The sequence below is a fragment of the Breoghania sp. genome (genome assembly GCF_963674635.1).
In the GTDB taxonomy this organism is placed as follows: domain Bacteria; phylum Pseudomonadota; class Alphaproteobacteria; order Rhizobiales; family Stappiaceae; genus Breoghania.
The window spans coordinates 2,497,862-2,517,625 of sequence record NZ_OY771475.1 but is presented as its reverse complement, the minus strand read 5'-3'; the positions used below and the strand labels follow the sequence as shown (position 1 = coordinate 2,517,625).

The following is a 19,764-nucleotide window of genomic DNA, read 5'->3' as shown; positions in this document are numbered from 1 at the left end:
GCCGCGTTGCGGCGCTATGTGAGTTTCCAACAAACGCAGGCGACCTGCGCTGCAAGACTGCCCGTCTGGGCCGGGCAACGCGGGCGAACGCATCACGAAATCGCACGGCGCGTCGGGAGGGATTGCCCTGCACCGGCCCGCCCAAGGAATTACGCATGGCTCGCGATACCGTCGATTCGACGCCGATCGGAAGCACTTCCGATCTCGTGGATACCCTGGCCGAAGGCTGCAAGACCCCGGATCAATTTCGCATTGGCACCGAGCACGAGAAGTTCGGTTTTTGCACCAGAGACCTCAAGCCGATCCCCTATGAGGGTCTGCATGGTGTGAAGGCCGTGCTGGAAGGCATGGAAGGGCTCCTGGGCTGGGAACGCATTGAGGACGCGGGCAACATCATCGGGCTTGCCGATCCTGTCGGAGGCGGGGCCATCTCGATCGAGCCGGGCGGACAGTTCGAGCTTTCCGGGGGGCCGCTGGACAACATCCACCAAACCTGCCGCGAGACCAACGCCCATCTGGCGCAGGTCCGTCAGGTTGCGGAGCCGATGGGCGTCGGCTTTCTGGGTCTCGGCATGACGCCCACATGGAGCCGCGCGGACATGCCCCGCATGCCCAAATCACGCTATGACATCATGACTGCCTACATGCCCAAGGTGGGCACCCGTGGGCTCGATATGATGTACCGCACCTCCACGGTGCAGGTGAACCTCGACTTCCGCGATGAGGCCGACATGGTGCGCAAGATGCGCGTCGGCCTCGCTCTCCAGCCCATTGCCACGGCCATATTCGCGAATTCGCCCTTCGTGGAAGGCAAACCCAATGGCTTCTTGTCCAACCGCGCCCATATCTGGCTCGATACCGACAATGACCGCGTAAGTTCGCTGCCGATCGCCTTCAAGGACGATTTCAGCTTCCGCGCCTACGTGGAGTGGGGCCTCGACGTACCGATGTATTTCGTCAAGCGTGGCGATCGGTATCACGATGTCACCGGCACCACCTTCCGCGACTTCATGAACGGCGCCTTGAAGGACGTCATTCCGGATGCCGAACCGACCATGGGCGACTGGAACAACCATCTTTCCACGCTGTTCCCGGATGTGCGCCTGAAGCGCTACATCGAGATGCGCGGAGCCGATGCCGGTCCGTGGCGGCGGATTTGCGCGCTTCCTGCCTTCTGGGTCGGTCTGCTTTACGACGACGGTATTCTTGAGCAGGCTTGGGAAATGGTGCAGGACTGGACCGAAGAGGAGCGCGCCGCCCTGCGCACGGAGGTCCCGCGTACCGCGCTCAAGACGAAGTTCCGCAATCGCACCGTTCTCGATCTTGCGCGCGAGGCGGTTGCGCTGTCGAGCGAGGGTCTTAAACGCCGCGCTCGCATGAACGAAGGGGGCGTCGATGAGCGCACCTTCCTTGAACCGGTCAAGGAAACAGTTGCCAGCGGCCTGACGCCCGCAGAGCAGATGCTCATGAAATATGAGGGCGAATGGAAGGGCGACCTCACGCACGCCTATACGGAGTACGCCTATTAGGACCTTCCTCTCCCGCCTGGAACCCGGCGACAGCGCCGCCTAGCTTGCGGCGCAGCTGACCAGTTTCGGCTTGGCGTCGCGGCTTTTCTCACGCATGCGTTCCAGAACGTCACGCAGCATCTCCGCCTGGCCGGATGCATAGGCGCGCGCCTGGACGGCGGGCAACGGGCGGCCGGTGAGGAACCCTTGCGCCTGCGAACAGCCATGTTCGCGGATATGGCGATACTGCTCTTCCGTCTCGATGCCTTCGGCCGTGGTCGTCATGCCCAATTCCTTGGACAGGCCGGCAATGGCGCGCACAATGGCGTTGGCCTCCGCCTTGTTTCCAAGGTCACTGACGAAGGAACGGTCGATCTTGACCTTGTCGAAGGGGAACGAACGCAGGTAGCTGAGCGAGGAATAGCCGGTTCCGAAATCGTCCATGGCAATGCGTACGCCGAGGGCGCGGATCTCGTGCAGGGTCTCGATCGTTGCCGCACTGTCGGCCAACAACACGCTTTCGGTGATTTCCAGTTCGAGGCGATCCGGTTCCAGCCCCGAAGCATCGAGCGCTTCGCGAACGCGATCGACCAGATTGCCCGACCTGAACTGGTAGGAGGAGACATTCACCGCGATCTTGACCCTGTTGGGCCAGTCCGCCACCTCGCGGCAAGCCGTGTTCAGCACCCATGTGCCGATCTTGTCGATCAGGCCGACTTCTTCTGCGATTGGAATGAACTCTGCCGGAGGGACACGCCCGCGCACCGGGTCGTTCCAGCGTAACAGCGCCTCGAAGCCGGAAACTGTCTGGGTCTCCATCTCGATAAGCGGCTGATAATGGATTTCGAAGCGGTCCTGTTCGAGCGCCTCGCGCAGGTCCGCCTCCAATGTCTGACGGCGGCGCAACGCCTCATCCATATAGGGTTCGAAGATCCGCACCAGCCCGCGCCCGTCGACCTTCGCCTGATGGAGCGCGAGATCCGTATGTTTCATCAGCGTACTGGCGTCTTCGCCATGAGCCGGATAATGGCCCACGCCCACCGAGCCTCCCATGGCCAGCCGCGCCCCGTCGACCGAGCAAGTCTCGCCAAGTGCATCGCGCATCCGCTCCGCCATCGCCTGAGCACGCGACGGGCCATCCGGGCCACGCACAAGAACGGCGAATTCGTCGCCGCCCAGCCGGGCGACCATGTCGTCGGCTCCCGCAAGCGCCGCCAGACGGTCCGCCACGATCCTCAGCACACTGTCACCCGCATCATGGCCCAGCGTGTCGTTCACCATCTTGAACCGATCGAGATCGAGGCAGAGCAGTGAGAAGGCATAATTGCCTGCCTTCCGCGCGCGATGGATTTCCTCGATCAGGCTTCGCTGCATCAGAACGCGGTTCGCCAGATGGGTCAGCGGATCGAAATGGGCAAGAAAGGCCAGCTGGGCTTCCGCCTGCCGGCGCGCCGTGATGTCGACGATGGAGGTCAGGATCATGCGCTTGCCCTCGAAGCGGATGTCGCGTTCGAAGGGCAGAACCTCGATGACCTCGCCATTTGCTTTGCTATGGCGCACGACCGAGCGCTGGCTGCCAGTCTCTACATCCCCCCCCGGGCAAGGGGCGACGAGATCGTGAAGGTGCAGCTGCCTGAACTCTTCATTAGTGTATCCGTAATGCTCCATGGCCGTGCTGTTGCACTTGAGGATCATCCTGGTGTTCGGATCCTGTACGAAGAGAGGCAGCGGATTGCTCTCGAAGATGAGCTCAAGATCGCGTCGCATTTCGTCCTGCTCGGCTTCCGCGACCCGTTCCGCAACCCGGTCCCGGCAATGGAGGACGGCCTGCCTTATGCGGGTGAGTTCCTCATAGGTTTCCTCTTCCCCGACCGTCGCGTCTTCCTTATCAAGCGCCTCGTCATCACCGATGGCGCGTATTCTGCTCTCCAGTGCGGCCAGGGCATTTACAATCGACCGGCTGAGCGACAAGGCGAAGGAAATTGCCAGGAGCGTGGACAGCACGACCAGCGCGGTCACGACCAGGAGTGTCCGGCGCTTGTCCGCCAATTCGCCGTCGGCGCGTACAATGAGCTCAGCCAGCGTCTTGTGGTGCAGCGCCAATGCGGTTTCCACCAGATGCGTGTAAGCCTCATCAAGTGGTTGCGTGTCAATGGCAAGGAACGGCGTGTCTGCCACCGACACATTGATCCGCTCCGCCATGCTCGCGGCAGCCTTCTGGAAGGCCCAGTTTGCTTCGGAAAAGGCTTTCTCGTCGGAGCGTGAGGTGATGGTCTGGCTCGATTGGGACGGGATGTCGAACACGACATCGATTGTGTCGGCCGAGGCCTTGAACTGTCCTGCATTGACCAGAAAGAGCATCCGGTCATCGGCGGTCAGCGCCGCTTTTGCGCGGATCGCATGAACATCGGCGCGCAACTGGGCAAGCCGCATCAGCATTTCGGGGATCTGGATCGCGACGAGATGCGCCAAGCGCGTATCCACGCCGCCGCTGGAGCCTTGGGCGCCCATTCCAGCAGTGATATGGGGGAGATCTGTCCTGATCTGCCGCAATGCAGCCGTGCTGCTTTGGACAGTTGAAAGCCGTCGCAGGGCCTCGGTCAGTTCGCCGGAGCGCGTACCCGCGGATTCCAGCGTCGTCAGGCGCATGCGGGCGCGCGATCGCACAGGGGTTGCATCGTCCGGATTGCGGGCCGCCTGTTGGGCGACGTCCCATATCTTGGATAAACGGATCAGTTGTTCGGTGCTTTTCGTCGTGCCGTCCAGTTCACGCCAGGTTTCGATCTCCAGAACCACGAGCGCAACGACAAGCGCGGAGAACAAGGTGACGACGATGATGTTCAGACGGTGACGTATCGACATGCGGCGAACTTCCGTGTTTTACGCATGTCATTAGGCGCAGAAGTCTGCGAAAGAATGGTTACTAGCGTTAGGGAAGGGGAGGGTTCGTATGCGAGAGCATAATCAGAACTTCAGGTTATGGTAAAAAATATCGATATTCCGATCCGGAAATGCGGTGTCAATTTACCTCTCGTCAAGGTGCCGAAGCGTTGAGTGCAGCCGGCCCTGTGGTGGCTGAAAACCAGCCTCTCTTCGACAAGTCATTGACCTTACGACGAATGCACCGGATCATGCACCGTGACGGTTGATCCGTCGACCCGGCAAGAACGCCTGCTGGCGGGTGTCGGAGCTCATTCAGGCGAGAGCCATTGACCACTTTTGGGGCTCACATGACCGAGAGTTATTTTCCGCTCGATCCCTTTGCGCTGATGGCGCAAACGCAGAAGCATTTCGGCCTGGATGAGGACGAGGCACGACGGGCGACGGAAGCCCTGATGCCAGCCTTTTGGGCCGGTTTGCGGCGCAATGCCGGGTCTCCAGATGGACTTGAAGCGGTGATGCGCGCATTCACGCCGCCCGCTTTTCAGTCTTCGCGATCCAAACCGGCCAATCCCTGGCAGGCCTTTGGGGCCTGGGCGCCCGGAGACATGACGAAAGTTGATTGGGGGGCTTTCGATTGGGCGTCATTCGACTGGGGCAATGCGCAAGCCGCTCCCGTCTATGGGCCGGTGGGGGCTTTTCTTGCCCGGATATTCCCCAATGACGCCATCCGCCGGGCCGTTCTCGATCAGGTTGCGGCGACCACGGGCATTCGCCCGGATGCGCTGAACGCGCTGATGCCGGTGGCAGCGACCCTGATGATGGGGCAGATCGCGCGCAATTTCGCCGTCGGTCCGGCGCGCGACCTTCTCGACGCCTTTATGGCGGGTTTCGCCCGTGGCAGGCCTGCACCGCAACCGACACCGGCCGATCTGATGGCGCCGTTTGCGGAAGCCATGTCGGCCTTCTTTACCGGCTTCATGCGCGCAGGAGCGCCGGAAGCGGCGGAAAAGCAGTCATCCTTTTATGAGGATGAGAGCGATGCGCCGGATGGCGAGGAGGTTGAGGAGGCTGACCCGAGCGAAACGACGGGAGCGGAGGGGACGGGACAGGATGCGGCCACGAAGCGTTCTGCCGGTGGCGACCAAGCACACTTCCTTGAAGGTATCCTGGCTGCCGGGCGCTCGGTTCAAGAAAACCAGATCCGCGTTTTCGAACAACTTTTCGAAACGCTGGTGCCTGGCGAACAGCCGGGATAGGCGTGTCGAAAGACTGCTGCTGGCAGGCGGGCACAAAAATGCCCGCCACTGTTGAGAAGTGGCGGGCCAGTTGCGGTGTCAGCGGGGGCTGACTGCCGGGCAAAAGGATTTAATGATCGGATCAGGCTGCGCGCCTTTTGATGCGGTCCGCGTTTCTGTTCGCTGCATCCACGACGCTGGCCGCATTGCCTGAATTGTTCGCATCATCCGTGCTTGCACGATCAAACTGCTCACGCGCGTTGCGCAGGGCGAGCCCGTGGCGTTCTACGGCAAGAACCGTGAGGCGGGAGGAAGCTTCTGTCTTTCGGTGATCGCGCAATGCACTTCGAACATCCGCCCTGTTCAGGCCGATATCATTCAGCATGTGATCGCTCCAGCCGAGAAGCTGCTGTGCCGCGATCCGGCCCCGCCTGCGGCGATTATAGCTGGAAGCCCCTGAAAACAGTGCGCGCGCGGCCCGCGCCGCAAGGGCTGCAAGTCCAACGGGGCTGATCGAGGGCTTCGTAAACATGGCAATGGTCCTTCATCGGCCGCGGCCCTCCGGCGCGCGGTCGTAGCCTTGCGTTCCCGGCTCATCCGGGGACGTCAAATCTCCTTGCTGCAAGAGAAATCTCGCTTGTATTCTACAATAAATCCAACGAATGTTTTTCATCAGACCGATCACAAAAAGTGATGAGACGCCATGTTGCCCATGCTCGACCTGGATCAGCTCCGCACCTTCCTTGCCATCGCCGAGGCGGGCAGCTTCACGCAGGCCGCAGGCGTCGTGAACAAGACCCAATCGGCGGTTTCCATGCAGATGCGTCGTCTTGAGGAGAGGATCGGGCGACCGTTGTTTTTGCGCGAAGGGCGGTCGTCACGGCTCACGGAAGACGGCGAGCGGCTGTTGCAATATGCCCGGCGCATGAAGAGGTTGAACGATGAGACCTTATCGGCTTTCGACGAGAGAGAGCTTGCCGGGCATGTGCGCCTGGGAACGCCGGACGATTATGCCGAGCGCTTCCTGCCGGAAATCATGGCGCGGTTCGCACGCTCCAATCCGCGCGCGGAAATCGAGGTGACATGCGCGCCGACACCCCTGCTGGTGCAGGACATGAAGGCCAATCGGCTGGATATCGCGATCATCAGCCAGTTGCTTGCAGGAGGCAAGCATGGCGAGGAAGTGGTCCGGCGGGAGCCGTTGTTGTGGGTGACCTCTGCGCGCCACTGTGTGCATGAGGAAATGCCGGTGCCGCTGGCCTTGGGACGGCGCACCTGTGACTGGCGAAAAAACGCAATTGCCGGGCTGGAAGGGATGGGGCGCGACTATCGCGTGCTCTATTCCAGCTGGTCGTCTGTGGGGGTGGGGGCGGCGGTTACGGCGGGGCTCGCGGTATCCGTCCTTCCGGAATCAGCCCTTCGCCCTGGCATGCGGGTCTTGTCGGAACGCGACGGCTTTCCGGTTCTGCCGATGTGCGAAATCGCGCTGTTGCGATCCTGGCACAAAAGCTCGCGCCTGATCGATGCGCTTTCGGAACATATCACGTCATCGCTCGACAACCTGTCCGTGCCCGCGGCAGCTGAATAGAATATCCCGCTCAAACGAGAATCCCCGACGCTTGGGACGCCGGGGATCAGGCTCTCGTGAGGTATGCGAGCTGAGCCGCTATGGTCTTCCGCAGAACTGCCGTCGCAGGCGGCAGACAAGGATGGCAATGGCGCTGAAGTCGCGTCTCAGACCCAGCATGGTCAGCGTGTCCGGCATCGGGCACGGATGTTTCGGCGCTTCCCGGAACCATTCAGGTTGTGGCCTCATGTCATATCCCTTCGTGATCTTTCCCGACGTTCCCGACGTTCCTGACGTGTCAGCAAATCCGCATCGCGGCGTTCATAGGCCAGATTTGCCAGCACCAGCGACGGGTCCTGCACGGAGGACGTGCCGAGGGCTGCGTGGATGTCGGTACGGGTAATGCCGATGTCGCGCAACATGCGGTCATCGTTGGCGAGCAGGCGGTTAAGCTCCCTGCGCGACGCATAGGCCTGTATGATCCGCCCAATGAGGAACGCGCCGCCGCGCAGCGCGAAAAGGGCAGCCCTCCCGACGGCGGCACCAAATGATCCGCTCCGTCCTGTGCCGTTGCAGGCCTGGTTGCTCTGTTGGTTGAAGATCAGCGTCATGGCAATACTCCATCGTTCGGCGCACGGCGGCTTTTCCGTGTCCGTTAGTCATTGTGTTTCGCGTCCCGGCAAGGGGCGTTGCATCGGTGTTGTCGTCTGACGCTCGGTAAGATGCCCGTCAGAAATCGATTGATCCAACGAATGTTTTTTATCATTATTCATCGATATTGATGATGGATTGCTGTTCTCGACGATCTCAGCGACCTGCCTGGAGAGTGAATTCATGAGCTACGGCCTTGATATTGATCAGCTTCGAACCTTTATCGCGATCGCCGAACTCGGCTCGTTCACCCGTGCTGCGGATGCGGTCAACAGGACCCAATCGGCTGTTTCCATGCAGATGCGACGGCTTGAGGAGCGGGTCGGGCAGGCTCTTTTCACCCGTGACGGTCGCCAGTCACGGCTGACGGATTCCGGCTATCGCCTGCAGGACTACGCGCGGCGCATGATCCGGCTGAATGACGAGACCCTGACGGCCTTTGCGGAACCGGAACTGCTGGGACGGGTGAGGCTGGGGCTTCCGGACGACTATGCGGAACGGTTGTTGCCTCAGGTGTTGGCGGGCTTTGCCTGCATCAATCCCACCGTGGAAGTGGTGGTGGAATGCACGGGCTCCATCGGGGTGTCGGAAAAGGTGCGCCGCGACGAACTGGACCTGGGCATCGTCACCTCCTGCGGGGATCTGAATGGCTTCGGAGATATCGTGCGCCGCGAGCGGCTGTACTGGGTGGGGCCGGAAAGTCGTTGCATTCACGATGAGGAAACGGTTCGCCTTGCGCTCGGGCACGAAACCTGCGCCTGGCGCTCGCTTGCGATCAATACGCTGAGCCGTGTCGGGCGTTCTTGCCGGGTGGCCTATACGAGCGGCTCAGCCGCCGCGATCACCAGCGCCGTGGCAGCTGGTCTTGCCATTGCGGTGGTGCCGGAAAGCGCTCTGCGGCCGGGACTGCGCATTCTCGACGCGCGCGACGGGTTTCCGGACCTGCCGCCCGCCAACATCGCCCTCATTCGTGCGCCCAACGCCGTCGATGCCACCCATGATGCGCTCCACGACCACATCGCCGCCGCCATCGGCAACCTGCCCATGCGCGCAGCCGCGGAATAGGCGGCTTATCCGGCGCTGGGATGCCAATGTGGTCGGTAACCCTGTTGCAGAGCTCCAAGAATGGATGGAGGCGTCAGCACGGTGACGGGCTGGTCCGAAGGCAGGGGAAGAGCCCGACCATACCCTTCAGCGCGCCACGGCAGGAGATGTCCTGCACGAATTAGCGCGATGCGGTCGGACAGTCGGCCTTTTGAGCGCGCGCCATCGCTTCCGGGCAGGAGCAGGGCAGTTCCGTCGGGAAGGCAGCTGAGGGGCATGACGGTGGGCGGGGCGAGCCTTTCGTCGTGCAGGATCTCGTCCATTTCGTCCGCTCGCGGCTTCTCAGGCCATGCCTTTGAAAGCTGCCAGCACCGCTGGAAATGCGTCGCTGCAGGGCGTCGGCATTCGAAGCACGGCCGGTGCCCCGCGGCAAGGGCGGTCGGCTCATCCAGAAAGAAGAGCTCGGTATACCCCTTGCCCATGACGACCCGCCGACGGTTCCTGAAACAGGTTGCGCAGCAAATCCAGCGCCGGGTCACGAAGCGGCGCTTTGTCAGTGTGCGCGTTTCGGGATCGTGAATGCGCCCTCCACGATTTCCCATGAAGAGGCCGCGATGATGCGTGGCGATGATGTCGCCTTCGGGGGTCACGCGGTTTTGCAGGGCCATGGCGCGCCTTTCGGCAAGGGCGGCTCCATCCGCCCCTTGTTCAGAGGCTCAGAATGGAGCGAACGGCGGAAACGCTAAAGGGTTTGGAAAGGGTGGCGACGACATTCAACCCGTTGCTGGCGGCGGCGGTGCGAGCGGTGTTTCCATATTGGGAATTGTAGCCGGAGATCACGATGATCTTGGCCTTGCATCCGCGCTGGGCAAGCCATTCCAGAAGCTCAATCCCGTCCATTTCTGGCATGATCATGTCGAGCACGATATGGGTGGGATTGCAGGTGTCATATTGGCGCTGAAACGCGCTCGGCTGCGTCGTCTTGCAGACGGAAAAACCGAGTTTCAAGGCTATCCGCTCAATGATCTCGCCGAATTCGACTTCGTCATCGACCAGAAGCAGGCGTCTGTCCGGTACCGGGCTGTTCATTTTGTCTCTAGATATCCGCCAAAGTGTTGCCGTCGTCGCGAGCCATGGCCTGCCAGTTTGCCGTGGTCCTGGTTCTTCCTGCTTTCAGGCGAAGAACAAAGCCTGCGTGACCAATGGTTACAGATCGTTCCTGCGCCGCGCATTTCCGCGCGCATGACGCAGTGGTCCTTGGTCCTCCTCATGGAGGCCCGACGGGGTAGAAACAAGGATTAGTGGTTGTCTGTGCCATTCGAGCCCCAGCTGAATACCAGTCGGCAAAGCAGATGAACGCCGGAAACTCAACAGCAAACCGAGGGTTCGTTATTCGGCTTGCTTCGGAAAGTCCAGCCCTCAGAAAAAAAAGAAATAGAGTTAATACAAAACGACCTGTTTCGAGTCACATTGTTCGTATGCAAACGAGTATATCGTGGGTTGTTACAAATTCCGTGCCTGCGTCTTCCGAAAAGAAATTAAGTATAATGCCGTATACGCAATAAGGCCATTGTGCGTTTCACAATTGTCAAAAACGTAGCGCGCATCGAGGTTTGCGGGTTCAAGGCGCTTGTGAATGGAAGGGGTGGCGATTGCTTGCCCGCGCCGCAGGGTTAGCCTTCGACGATGATCACATGCAAGGCGCGCGGCCCGTGGGCGCCGAGAATGAGCGTCTGCTCGATATCCGCTGACCGCGAGGGACCGGTTACCATATTCACAACTCGCGGCATTTCGGCCTTGCCGTAGGTCTCTCGCAAGCCGCGCCAGATCGTTTCCATGTCGCCGTGAATGTCCTTTTGCGACAGCACGATGATGTGCAATTCAGGCAGGAAGTTGAGCGTGGTCGGATTGTCCGTGCCCGAGGTCAGGACGAGTGTGCCGGTTTCCGCAATCGCGCCGATTGCGTGAGACACGGCCACAGCATCCTTGCCGTCGGAAGGGCCGTGACGGACCTCCAGAGCGGGATACGCTTGCCACGGCATTGCGGCCAGGTCCTGGTCTTCCCCGATACGTACCACGGCAGGCAGGTTACGACGCGCCAGAAGGCGGGCGATGGCGGCGGGCGCTTCGTCACCGGTCGTTACCCGTTCCACACTTGTCTGGACGCTTTCCGCCATTCGGGTGAAAAGCGCGACAAGCTCGTCCGCCGGCAACTGGCCCCGGGCAGGGATAATGCCCGTGGGCGCATCCTTCAGCCGTGCCGCGACCGCGTCCTTGCGGGCGGTTTCTGCTTCTCCCGTGGAGGCAAGAGATTTCTTCAGTCCGGCCAGTATTTCAGCGCGCCCGCTCATGCTGCATCCTTTCGTCCGTCCTGCCCACCTCTGCTGGCCCACAGTTGCTGGAAAGTACGGCCTTCCGGGGCCGGGAGATCCCGGTATGTCGTCCAGCCGCCCGCAAAGGGAAGAGATGCGAAACGTCCCTTTTTGCCCGCCATCGCGCCGAGTGTGCGAACGGCCATGCCGAAGAGGGCCCGGTAAAGCGCCGGTCGCCTTGCCAGAAAGGCCCATGCACCAAGACCGAAACGGGCGGAAGAGGGCTGGAGGTGGCGTTCAAATTCGCGCTCGCGCCAGTGCCGCATCATTTTCGGCAAGGGGATGCGCATCGGGCACACGCTCTCGCACCGCCCGCAGAACGTGGACGCGTTGGGCAGGTTCCCCGCCTCGTCGATGGAGGTAAGCGAAGGGGTAAGCACGGCGCCCATGGGGCCGGGATAGACCCAGCCATAGGCGTGCCCGCCAATGGCGTGATAGACCGGGCAATGGTTCATGCAGGCACCGCAACGGATGCAGCGCAGCATCTCCTGGTATTCGCTGCCCAGCATGGCGGAGCGCCCGTTGTCGAGCAGGACGACGTGGTATTCCTCCGGCCCATCCGGGTCTTCCGGGCGTCGGGGGCCGGTTGAAAAGGTTGTGTAGACGGAGCTGTCCTGGCCCGTCGCGGACCGCGCCAGAACGCGCAGGATCTGAGAGACGTCCTCAAGCGTCGGCGTGATCTTTTCAAGCGTGGCCAGCACGATATGAACGCGGGCGAGCGTCTGGGTGAGATCGCCATTGCCTTCGTTGGTCACAATCACGGAGGAGCCGGTTTCGGCGATGAGGAAATTCGCTCCCGTGATGCCCACCTCCGCATCGAAATACTTCTGTCGGAGGATCGCGCGCGCCTCGTTCAGAAGCGTCGTCGGCTCTTCCAGATTGCGGTTTGGATCAAGATGGGTGTGGGCGCGGCGGAACTCTGCCTCGACTTCCGATTTGTTCACATGCACCGCAGGCGCGATGATGTGGGAAGGCGGCTCGCCGCGAAGCTGGATGATGTACTCGCCAAGATCCGTCTCCACCGGTTGAATGCCGTTCTCGGTGAGGTGCTCGTTGAGCCCGATTTCCTCCGAGACAATGGACTTGCCCTTGGTGACGGTCTTCGCGTTCGCCTTGCGGCATATATCGAGAATGATGGCGCGGGCATCTTCCGCCGTCTGCGCCCAGTGAACATGCCCCCCTGACGCAATGACCTTCTCCTCGTAGGCCTCCAGATAGAGATCGAGATGGGCGAGGGTGTGGTCCTTGATCGCCTTGGCGTTGTCGCGCAGCGCCTCGAATTCGGGCAGAGCGTCGGCAGCTATCTGACGCTTGCCGATAAACCCGTGCTCCACGTTGGAAAGCGCGCGCTGAAGCTGTGCGTCGTCGAGCGCCTCGCGGGCGTTCTGCTTGAAGCGCGGTGATTGCATCCGCATGGCCGTCTCCCATCAGCCCGTGAATTCATGCGGCGAAGGCCGCCTCGTAGTGGACAAGCGAAGCCCGGTCGAAACAGCAGAAGGTGACCTGCTCCAGCGCGTCCAGATGCGGGCTTTCCAGAACCGCCGCCAGCGCCACCTTCGCTGCGCGCGCGGCCGGAAAGCCGAAAACTCCCGTCGAAATCGCCGGAAAGGCGACGGTTGAAACCTCCGCCTCTGCGGCCAGTTCCAGCGCGCGGGCATAGCAGCTCGCCAGAACGTCATCCTCGCCCTGCGCGCCCCCGGCCCAGCGCGGACCCACCGTGTGGATCACGCAAGGTGCAGGCAGCCTGTATCCCGCCGTAATCCTGGCGTCGCCCGGCGCGCAGCCGCCAAGTTCCCGGCATTCCACCAGAAGCTCTGGTCCCGCTGCCCTGTGGATGGCCCCGTCCACGCCGCCGCCTCCCAGAAGCGTCTCGTTTGCTGCATTGACGATGGCCCCGACCTCAAGCGTCGTGATGTCGGCGACAACACTCACCAATTCCGTAGAGCCCGCGCGACGGGTGAGCGTCTTCATCCCTTCGGCCCGTTTCGGGGCTTCTTGCCCTTGCCTTCCCCGATGGGCGGCTGGTCCGTCATGCCAGCAAGCACTTCGGCCACGTGCCGAACTTGCGTTTTGGACCCCTGACGTTTCAGCTTGCCTGCCATGTTCATCAGGCAGCCGAGGTCTCCCGCCAGAAGAACGTCAGCTTCCGCAGAGGCGACGTTGGCGGTCTTCTTGGAAACCATCTTGTTGGAGATGTCGGCGTATTTGACGGCAAACGTGCCGCCGAACCCGCAGCAGACATCGGAATCTGACATTTCCTTAAGCTCAAGCCCGTCCATGGAGGCAAGAAGGGCGCGTGGCTGAGCGGCGATACCAAGCTCGCGCAGGCCCGAGCAGCTGTCGTGATAGGTGACGGTGCCGTCAAAGCTCGCCTCAACCTTCTTCATGCCGCGGACGTCTGTGAGGAAGCTGACAAGTTCGAAGGTGCGCGCGCTCAGCTCCTGAGCACGCGGCCCCCAGACCGGATCGTCCGCGAAGAGCGCCGGATAGTGCTTCTTTACCATCGCCGCACAGGAGCCCGACGGGGCCACCACGTAGTCATATCCCTCAAAGGCGCGGATCGTCACTTCGGCGATGCCGCGTGCATCCGCCTTGTCGCCCGAATTGTAGGCGGGCTGTCCGCAGCATGTCTGGGCGCGCGGCACCTCTACGGCACAGCCGGCTTCCTCCAGAAGCTTTACCGCAGCAAACCCGACGGAGGGGCGGAAAAGATCCGCCAGACAGGTAACGAACAGGGCGACCCGGGGAGTATCGGACATGGATTGGGCATTTCCTGATAGGGGTATTGCAGTGCGCGACTTCAGTCGGTCGCGCATATCTTCTTGCAAGCACAGTAGAAGTGCGCGAATGGCCGGTCAATGCGCCTGTGACCAAATGAGACCACAGGCGCGCGACCCGGAACCGGGTGATGCCCCTGGCGGGTTTATCCCCTGATGAGCACCTTGCCGATACGCTGCCCCTGCATGGCGGCTCCTGCCGCCTTCGCGACATCGGCCAGATCGTGGATTGCATCGACCTGAAGCGACAGCTTGCCCGACGCGATCAGCCCGACCAGTTCGCCCATCAGTGCCGCCACTTTCGGTTTGGGCGCTTCCGGCAGAAGCTTCGCAAGCCAGAAGCCCTTCACCTCGATGCCGCGGAAGATGAGCTGCCCGGAGGGGATCTCCATCGGCTTGCCCGACATCAGCCCGAAGGAAACGATGGTCGCCCCGGTGCCGCAAATGGCGCAAAGATCTGCCGCCTGCGGACCGCCCACACCGTCGATCGCCGCCTTGATCGGAGCGCCTTCGGTAATGGCCTCCACCTGCTCCTTCCAGTTGGCCGCGCTTGTTGAAACGGCGTTGCCAATGCCCAGCGCGGCCAGTTCTGCGACTGCCTCGTCGCGGCGCACCAGGTTGATCACGTTGATACCGCGCGTCTTTGCAACTGTCGCCAGTACCTTCGCGACCGCGCCGGTTGCTGCGTTCTGCACGATCCAGTCGCCCGGGTGGGCGTGGACGAAATCAAGCAGGAACATCGCGCTCATCGGCATGGAGACGAGCTGGGCAGCGGTCTCGTCGTCCACCGCGTCGGGCAAAAGCACCGCGCCGGACGCCTTGGCGATGAAATACTCCGCCCAGGTTCCCCTCCCGGTGGCTGCCACCCGCTGGCCGACCTTGAGGCCTTCCACGCCTTCGCCCAGTTTGTCGATGATGCCGGTCGCTTCCGAACCGGCGACCGCGGGAAGCGGCGGCTTGTAGCCGTAGTCGCCGGACACCGTCAGCAGGTCGTGATTGTGGATGGAGGCGAGGCGCATCTTCACGCGAATCTCGCCGGGTCCGGGTTCGGGCAACGGGCGGTCTTCGACGATCAGGACCTCGGCCGGGTTGCCAAATGTCTTGTGAATGGCGCTGCGCATCTAGATGCCTCTCAAAATTCCGGTGGGAGATCCCGTTCAGTAATGTCGGGACCTTTTGGTTCTTTATTGCGCGTCACGCCAGCGCCGTCGAGCCCCGTCTTGTCGGGTGACATCGCGGACGGCAGGGCGCGAAAAGCGTCCGCCGCTTGCTTGCGAGGGGATATGGCAGCCTTGCAGTTCGTGCACACTATGCCGACAAAGTGGGCAGTGGAACGGTCTGTATTTCATGTATAGAAATATACTAACGGGCCCTTTGGGCGATTATGTGCTTCAGGAGAAAAGGTGTTAATTCAGCAAGGACGCAAGGGAAGCAATAAAAGAGCTTCAGTGTGGTTGATTGGAGGGGGTGACGGGATACACTGAAGCGAGCTCGCATCTTGTCGTGAACTGGAAAAATACGCGTTGGAAGCGCGGAACTCTCGTATGGGGTGCGAGTGTCGCAAGGTTGGGCCCGCGACGGGCCTGGCTTGCCAAGGGAGGAAAACAAGTCATGTCCAACATCAAGGGTCCGGATATCCACGACGCCCGAAGACAAGCTGCGCACCCGGAGGCCGCCGACCGCACGACGCCGTTTCGCGAGGCGGTTGAAGGCGTCGTCACGGCACGGCGCCAATTTCTGAAGAACTCCGTTCTCGCCGCTGGCGGCATCGTGGGTGGTCTGGCAGGGGCCGCTTCGCTTGGCGCGCCCTATGTCGGCACGGCGAAGGCCGCAGGCACCACCTGGAAGATCCAGACATCCTGGCCGGGTGGCGTCGGGCTTCAGATCTTCAAGGACTGGTGCGCCACCATCGAGGAAAAGACCGGCGGTGAGCTGGCCTTCCAGCCCTTCGGGGCAAACGATGTGGTGGGCGATTTCCAGCTTTTCGACGCGGTGAAGAATGGTGTTCTGGAGGCGGTGAACCCCTTCACCATCTATGTGCAGGGCATCATCCCGGCCGGTGTCTTCCTGACGTCCTATCCGCTGGGCCTCAGGAACCCGCACGAATTCGACACCTTCTATTACGGTCTCGGCGGGCTAGAGATGGCGCGTGAGCTCTATGCGGCGCAGGGCATGTATTTCGTTGGCCCCGTCCATCACGATGCCAACATCATCCACTCCAAGGTGCCGATCCGCTCGGTGGACGACTTCCGTGGGCGCAAGATGCGGCTTCCAGGCGGCATGGTGGCCGAGGTCTTCCAGGGGCTGGGTGCCAAGACCACGGTTCTGCCCGGCTCGGAGATCTTTCCCGCGCTGGAAAAGGGCACCATTGATGTGGCCGACTATACCGGCCCGGCGGTCAACTACGCCCTCGGCTTTTCACAGGTCACCAAGTACATCTCCATGGGGCCCCCGGGCTTCATGTCGCTTTACCAGCCGGTCGATATCATGGACATCACCGTCGGCATGAATGCGTGGAACGCGCTCTCGCAGCAGATGAAGCAGTTCGTGGAACTGGAGACCCGCTCCTATTCCCTGGAGCATCATGCCAAGATCCAGAAGGCCAATCAGGAAGCCTGGAAGAAGTTCGAGGCCGATGGCACCGAGGTGACACGCCTGACGCAGGACGATGTTGCCCTGATGACCGAGGTGGCGGTGCCGATCTGGTACAAATACGCCAACCGCGACAAGCCTTCGGCCCGCATCTTCAAGACCCAGCTCGATTACATGATGTCCGGCTCACTCGGCTATGTGACGCCCGATATCGTGGAAGGCATGGAACTGGATCTCTGAGCGGAAAGCGACCTCCGCGACGTCTCGGCGGCACGTTTCGCGCGACCGCCCGGCACGCGGAGGCCCTTTGTTCGCCCGCGCGGCGGTTTCGCCCCGCGGGCGTCGCTTCGATGGCCGTCATCCGCAATCGACATTTCAATCGCAACGCAAGGCCGCGTCGCCGCCCGGTGCGGCAATCCCGCCATGCCCTGCCGATGGGCCGCGAGCCCGCTTCGCGCCGCCTCCTTGGAAGCCATGCGAGCGGTCCACCCGTCGCCATTTGAGGTAACGCTCATGCCGAGCCTTACATTCGTCCTGCCACACTGGATCTACTGGTCCGGTCTGGTTCTCTTTCCACTTGCCGCCATGGTGCTGGCGCGACGCTCGCGCAAGCGTGGCGGCATGCGCGGCTATTCCCTGCCGCTTGGCTACATGATCCTTGTGACCGGCGGCATGCTGGGCCTTCACAGGTTCTATCTGAAGAGCCTGCTGGGGCTTGTCTATCTGCCGATCTTTCTGGCCATCCTTTTCGCCAATGCGCAGCAGCGTGACGCCCGCGCCATCTATTCCGACGCGGCGAACATGGTGCGCGTCTCCCAGGACACGATTTCGCGCGAAGGTCCGCGTATCGCGGAGGCGGAAAAGGAGCTGGCGGACCTCAAGGCCGCGGTTCTGGCCGCGGAGGAAGGGTCCCTTTCCCGACGTTCTGCGGAACTTAAGGTCAAGCGCTCGCAGCGTCGGCTGCAAAGCTCGCGCGACCGGCTCGATCGCGCCCACACGGACCTGAAAGCCAATGAACCGCTCGCGAGGGAAACCGGAGAAGCGCGGGCCTATTGGGGATCCGTCGCCTATTACGCCTTCCTGTGCATCGCGGCGCTTCTTCTGATCGATGCCGCCCTGTTGCCGCGGCTGAAGCGGCGGGCGGAGGAAAGAGTGCGCAACGAACGCGAGGCGGAGGCCGAAGCCGCCATTCACGCCTACGAGGAAGAGGAGATCATTGGTGACTTCCGCCACGCCTCCACCGGCTGGACGGGGGCCATAGACCGGCTCTCGCTCTATTGCGGCGAGTTCGCCTCCTACTGGGCGGTGATTGCGGTCTTCGTCTACTACTACGAGGTCATCGCGCGCTACGTCTTCAACTCGCCCACCAACTGGGCGCATGAAGGCATGTTCCTGATGTTCGGCATGCAGTACCTGATCGCCGGCGCCTACGCGATGCTGACCGAAAGCCATGTGCGGGTCGATGTCTTCTACGCTCCGCTGTCGGTGCGGGGAAAGGCGGTCGTCGATCTCCTGACCTCGGTCTTCTTTTTCATCTTTGCAGGCACGCTTCTCGCGACCTCCTGGATCTTCGCCTACCAGGCGACGCAGGTGGGTGAGATCAGCTTCACCGAATGGGCCATCGCCTACTGGCCCTTCAAGTGGGCCATGGTGCTGGGCGGGTTGCTGCTTGTTCTGCAAGGCATTTCGAAACTGGCGCAGGACCTGCGCGCGGTTGCCAATCCGGCCGGGGGGATCTGAAACATGGGGCTGGAAATACCCATCGAGTGGCTGACACTCATCATGTTTGGCAGCCTTTTGCTGCTGCTGATGGCGGGCCTGCCGCTCGCCTTCGTGACCGGCGGTCTCGCCTGTGTCTTCCTGTTCATTCTGGGCGACAGCTGGCAGGTGCTCAATATCGTGCCAAGCCGCATCTTCCCGTTGATGACCAACTACCAGCTTTCGGCGATCCCGCTCTTCATCTTCATGGCGGCGATGCTGGAACGGGCGGGCATCATCAACGAGATGTTCGACGTCATCTACAAGGTGCTGGGCGGGGTGCGCGGCGGTCTGGCGGCTGCGACCATCATCGCCTCCACCATCCTGGCGGCAATGGTCGGCGTCATCGGCGCGGCGGTCGTCACCATGGGCATCATCGCCCTGCCGGCCATGCTCAAGCGCAACTACAATCCGGAGATCGCCATGGGATCGATCATGGCGGGCGGCACGCTCGGCATCCTGATCCCGCCCTCCATACTCGCCATCATCTACGCGGTGGTCGCGGAGCAGTCGGTCGGTGAACTCTTCATCGGCGCGGTCTTTCCCGGGCTTCTGCTGTCCGGGCTCTATGTTCTTTATGTGATCACTCGCTGCACCCTCAATCCCTCGCTCGGGCCAGCAGCCCCCCTGGAGGAACGGATCTCCTTCCTGGAGAAGGTCCGTATCCTGTCGCGCATGTCCGCGCCCATCTCGCTGATCGTGGTGGTGCTGGGCGTGATCTTCTCAGGTGTCGCAACCCCGGTTGAAGCTGCCGGGATCGGCACCTTCGGCGCGTTCATCGTCGCCGCCATTCACCGCAAGCTTGACTGGGCGACCATTCAGGCCGCCTGCCTGACAACGTTGAAGGCGTCCGCCATGGTCATCTGGATCATGTTCGGCGCAACCATCTTCGTCGGTCTCTATGTTCTGGAGGGCGGGCAGCAATTCGTCTCCGACATGATGCAGGGGCTTGGGCTGGGGCCGTGGGGCATCCTGATCCTGATGCAGGTGATCCTCGTCTTCCTCGGCATGTTCCTCGATTGGGTCGGCATTTTGCTTCTGTGCGTGCCGATCTTCGTGCCGATCATCAAGGCACTCGGCGCGCAGGCCTTCGGGCTGGAGAGCCCGGACGATCTCGTGCTCTGGTTCGGCGTGCTCTATCTGGTGAACATGCAGATGAGCTTCCTGTCGCCACCCTTCGGCTATGCGCTCTTCTACCTGCGCGGTGTCGCCCCGCCGGAAATCCCGATGACCCGGATCTTTAAGGCGGCGATCCCATTCCTGATGATCCAGATCATCGGACTGGTGCTCTGCATGCTCTATCCGGAAATCATCATCTGGCTGCCGCGCCTCGTTTACGGCTAGACGGACGCCGATAGAAATGCGCGCAACGATAAA

General features: G+C 61.7%; 18 protein-coding genes. 7 read left to right on the top strand and 11 right to left on the bottom strand.

All coding sequences use genetic code 11. The features are described 5' to 3' along the window. Positions 1-155: 155 nt before the first annotated feature. The gene (locus ABGM93_RS10930; protein WP_321499351.1) at positions 156-1,529 is read left to right on the top strand and encodes a glutamate--cysteine ligase; all 1,374 of its coding nucleotides are present in this window, start codon (positions 156-158) and stop codon (positions 1,527-1,529) included. A 39-nt stretch (positions 1,530-1,568) separates the two neighbouring features. On the opposite strand, the gene ABGM93_RS10925 is transcribed toward ABGM93_RS10930, so the two are convergent. Further along, complete coding sequence (locus tag ABGM93_RS10925) at positions 1,569-4,370, bottom strand: EAL domain-containing protein (protein WP_321499349.1); 2,802 nt, start codon at positions 4,368-4,370, stop codon at positions 1,569-1,571. 368 nt (positions 4,371-4,738) lie between these two features. On the opposite strand from ABGM93_RS10925, the gene ABGM93_RS10920 reads away from it, so the two are divergent. Continuing rightward, a complete protein-coding gene (locus ABGM93_RS10920; RefSeq protein ID WP_321499347.1) occupies positions 4,739-5,647 on the top strand; it encodes a DUF937 domain-containing protein in 909 nt (302 codons plus the stop codon). Positions 5,648-5,768: 121 nt separating this feature from the next. On the opposite strand, the gene ABGM93_RS10915 is transcribed toward ABGM93_RS10920, so the two are convergent. Further along, positions 5,769-6,158, bottom strand: a complete 390-nt coding sequence (locus ABGM93_RS10915; protein WP_321499345.1) for a DUF1127 domain-containing protein — start codon at positions 6,156-6,158, stop codon at positions 5,769-5,771. A gap of 171 nt (positions 6,159-6,329) precedes the next feature. Between ABGM93_RS10915 and ABGM93_RS10910 the strand changes: the two genes are divergently transcribed. Further along, positions 6,330-7,214 carry a LysR substrate-binding domain-containing protein gene (locus ABGM93_RS10910; protein WP_321499343.1) on the top strand — a complete coding sequence of 295 codons (885 nt, stop codon included), beginning with the start codon at positions 6,330-6,332 and terminating at the stop codon, positions 7,212-7,214. Positions 7,215-7,438: 224 nt separating this feature from the next. On the opposite strand, the gene ABGM93_RS10905 is transcribed toward ABGM93_RS10910, so the two are convergent. Together ABGM93_RS10905 and ABGM93_RS10900 are read right to left on the bottom strand one after the other, a co-directional pair. Beyond that, positions 7,439-7,804, bottom strand: coding sequence for a DUF1127 domain-containing protein (locus ABGM93_RS10905; RefSeq protein ID WP_321499341.1), 366 nt, complete (start codon positions 7,802-7,804; stop codon positions 7,439-7,441). A gap of 48 nt (positions 7,805-7,852) precedes the next feature. Next, entirely contained in the window at positions 7,853-8,029 is a 177-nt protein-coding gene (locus tag ABGM93_RS10900) for a hypothetical protein (RefSeq protein ID WP_321499339.1), read from the bottom strand. Here ABGM93_RS10900 and ABGM93_RS10895 point away from each other — a divergent pair. After that, complete coding sequence (locus ABGM93_RS10895) at positions 8,028-8,909, top strand: LysR family transcriptional regulator (protein WP_321499337.1); 882 nt, start codon at positions 8,028-8,030, stop codon at positions 8,907-8,909. The genes ABGM93_RS10900 and ABGM93_RS10895 overlap by 2 nt on opposite strands. A gap of 5 nt (positions 8,910-8,914) precedes the next feature. Here ABGM93_RS10895 and ABGM93_RS10890 read toward each other — a convergent pair whose 3' ends face one another. The 7 genes from ABGM93_RS10890 to ABGM93_RS10860 form a co-directional block, all read right to left on the bottom strand. Next, positions 8,915-9,556: a hypothetical protein gene (locus tag ABGM93_RS10890; protein WP_321499336.1), complete on the bottom strand. Its 642-nt coding sequence runs from the start codon at positions 9,554-9,556 to the stop codon at positions 8,915-8,917. A gap of 40 nt (positions 9,557-9,596) precedes the next feature. Further along, a complete protein-coding gene (locus ABGM93_RS10885; protein WP_321499334.1) occupies positions 9,597-9,977 on the bottom strand; it encodes a response regulator in 381 nt (126 codons plus the stop codon). Between the two features lie 584 nt (positions 9,978-10,561). Continuing rightward, entirely contained in the window at positions 10,562-11,239 is a 678-nt protein-coding gene (locus ABGM93_RS10880; RefSeq protein ID WP_321499332.1) for a lactate utilization protein, read from the bottom strand. Next, positions 11,236-12,675: a LutB/LldF family L-lactate oxidation iron-sulfur protein gene (locus ABGM93_RS10875; RefSeq protein WP_321499329.1), complete on the bottom strand. Its 1,440-nt coding sequence runs from the start codon at positions 12,673-12,675 to the stop codon at positions 11,236-11,238. The genes ABGM93_RS10880 and ABGM93_RS10875 overlap by 4 nt, the downstream gene beginning before the upstream one ends. Positions 12,676-12,700: 25 nt before the next feature. Next, entirely contained in the window at positions 12,701-13,231 is a 531-nt protein-coding gene (locus ABGM93_RS10870; protein WP_321499327.1) for an O-acetyl-ADP-ribose deacetylase, read from the bottom strand. Then, the gene (locus ABGM93_RS10865) at positions 13,228-14,019 is read right to left on the bottom strand and encodes a (Fe-S)-binding protein (RefSeq protein WP_321499325.1); all 792 of its coding nucleotides are present in this window, start codon (positions 14,017-14,019) and stop codon (positions 13,228-13,230) included. The genes ABGM93_RS10870 and ABGM93_RS10865 overlap by 4 nt, the downstream gene beginning before the upstream one ends. Before the next feature lie 164 nt (positions 14,020-14,183). Then, complete coding sequence (locus ABGM93_RS10860; protein ID WP_319772790.1) at positions 14,184-15,158, bottom strand: zinc-binding dehydrogenase; 975 nt, start codon at positions 15,156-15,158, stop codon at positions 14,184-14,186. A gap of 490 nt (positions 15,159-15,648) precedes the next feature. Here ABGM93_RS10860 and dctP point away from each other — a divergent pair, with 490 nt between their 5' ends. From dctP to ABGM93_RS10845, 3 genes are all read left to right on the top strand, one after another. After that, positions 15,649-16,869: a TRAP transporter substrate-binding protein DctP gene (gene dctP / locus ABGM93_RS10855; protein ID WP_321499322.1), complete on the top strand. Its 1,221-nt coding sequence runs from the start codon at positions 15,649-15,651 to the stop codon at positions 16,867-16,869. A 273-nt stretch (positions 16,870-17,142) separates the two neighbouring features. Beyond that, positions 17,143-18,369: a TRAP transporter small permease subunit gene (locus ABGM93_RS10850; RefSeq protein ID WP_321499320.1), complete on the top strand. Its 1,227-nt coding sequence runs from the start codon at positions 17,143-17,145 to the stop codon at positions 18,367-18,369. A gap of 3 nt (positions 18,370-18,372) precedes the next feature. Beyond that, on the top strand, positions 18,373-19,731 hold the full coding sequence (locus ABGM93_RS10845) for a TRAP transporter large permease subunit (protein ID WP_319772793.1): 1,359 nt from the start codon (positions 18,373-18,375) through the stop codon (positions 19,729-19,731). Positions 19,732-19,764: the final 33 nt, after the last annotated feature.

What these genes read in the sequence shown, in the direction of transcription:
- ABGM93_RS10930 (WP_321499351.1), top strand. Translation starts at nt 156, where the DNA reads ATGGCTCGCGATACCGTCGATTCGACGCCGATCGGAAGCACTTCCGAT.
- ABGM93_RS10925 (WP_321499349.1), bottom strand. Translation starts at nt 4,370, where the DNA reads ATGTCGATACGTCACCGTCTGAACATCATCGTCGTCACCTTGTTCTCC.
- ABGM93_RS10920 (WP_321499347.1), top strand. Translation starts at nt 4,739, where the DNA reads ATGACCGAGAGTTATTTTCCGCTCGATCCCTTTGCGCTGATGGCGCAA.
- ABGM93_RS10915 (WP_321499345.1), bottom strand. Translation starts at nt 6,158, where the DNA reads ATGTTTACGAAGCCCTCGATCAGCCCCGTTGGACTTGCAGCCCTTGCG.
- ABGM93_RS10910 (WP_321499343.1), top strand. Translation starts at nt 6,330, where the DNA reads ATGTTGCCCATGCTCGACCTGGATCAGCTCCGCACCTTCCTTGCCATC.
- ABGM93_RS10905 (WP_321499341.1), bottom strand. Translation starts at nt 7,804, where the DNA reads ATGACGCTGATCTTCAACCAACAGAGCAACCAGGCCTGCAACGGCACA.
- ABGM93_RS10895 (WP_321499337.1), top strand. Translation starts at nt 8,028, where the DNA reads ATGAGCTACGGCCTTGATATTGATCAGCTTCGAACCTTTATCGCGATC.
- ABGM93_RS10900 (WP_321499339.1), bottom strand. Translation starts at nt 8,029, where the DNA reads ATGAATTCACTCTCCAGGCAGGTCGCTGAGATCGTCGAGAACAGCAAT.
- ABGM93_RS10890 (WP_321499336.1), bottom strand. Translation starts at nt 9,556, where the DNA reads ATGGCCCTGCAAAACCGCGTGACCCCCGAAGGCGACATCATCGCCACG.
- ABGM93_RS10885 (WP_321499334.1), bottom strand. Translation starts at nt 9,977, where the DNA reads ATGAACAGCCCGGTACCGGACAGACGCCTGCTTCTGGTCGATGACGAA.
- ABGM93_RS10880 (WP_321499332.1), bottom strand. Translation starts at nt 11,239, where the DNA reads ATGAGCGGGCGCGCTGAAATACTGGCCGGACTGAAGAAATCTCTTGCC.
- ABGM93_RS10875 (WP_321499329.1), bottom strand. Translation starts at nt 12,675, where the DNA reads ATGCGGATGCAATCACCGCGCTTCAAGCAGAACGCCCGCGAGGCGCTC.
- ABGM93_RS10870 (WP_321499327.1), bottom strand. Translation starts at nt 13,231, where the DNA reads ATGAAGACGCTCACCCGTCGCGCGGGCTCTACGGAATTGGTGAGTGTT.
- ABGM93_RS10865 (WP_321499325.1), bottom strand. Translation starts at nt 14,019, where the DNA reads ATGTCCGATACTCCCCGGGTCGCCCTGTTCGTTACCTGTCTGGCGGAT.
- ABGM93_RS10860 (WP_319772790.1), bottom strand. Translation starts at nt 15,158, where the DNA reads ATGCGCAGCGCCATTCACAAGACATTTGGCAACCCGGCCGAGGTCCTG.
- dctP (WP_321499322.1), top strand. Translation starts at nt 15,649, where the DNA reads ATGTCCAACATCAAGGGTCCGGATATCCACGACGCCCGAAGACAAGCT.
- ABGM93_RS10850 (WP_321499320.1), top strand. Translation starts at nt 17,143, where the DNA reads ATGCCGAGCCTTACATTCGTCCTGCCACACTGGATCTACTGGTCCGGT.
- ABGM93_RS10845 (WP_319772793.1), top strand. Translation starts at nt 18,373, where the DNA reads ATGGGGCTGGAAATACCCATCGAGTGGCTGACACTCATCATGTTTGGC.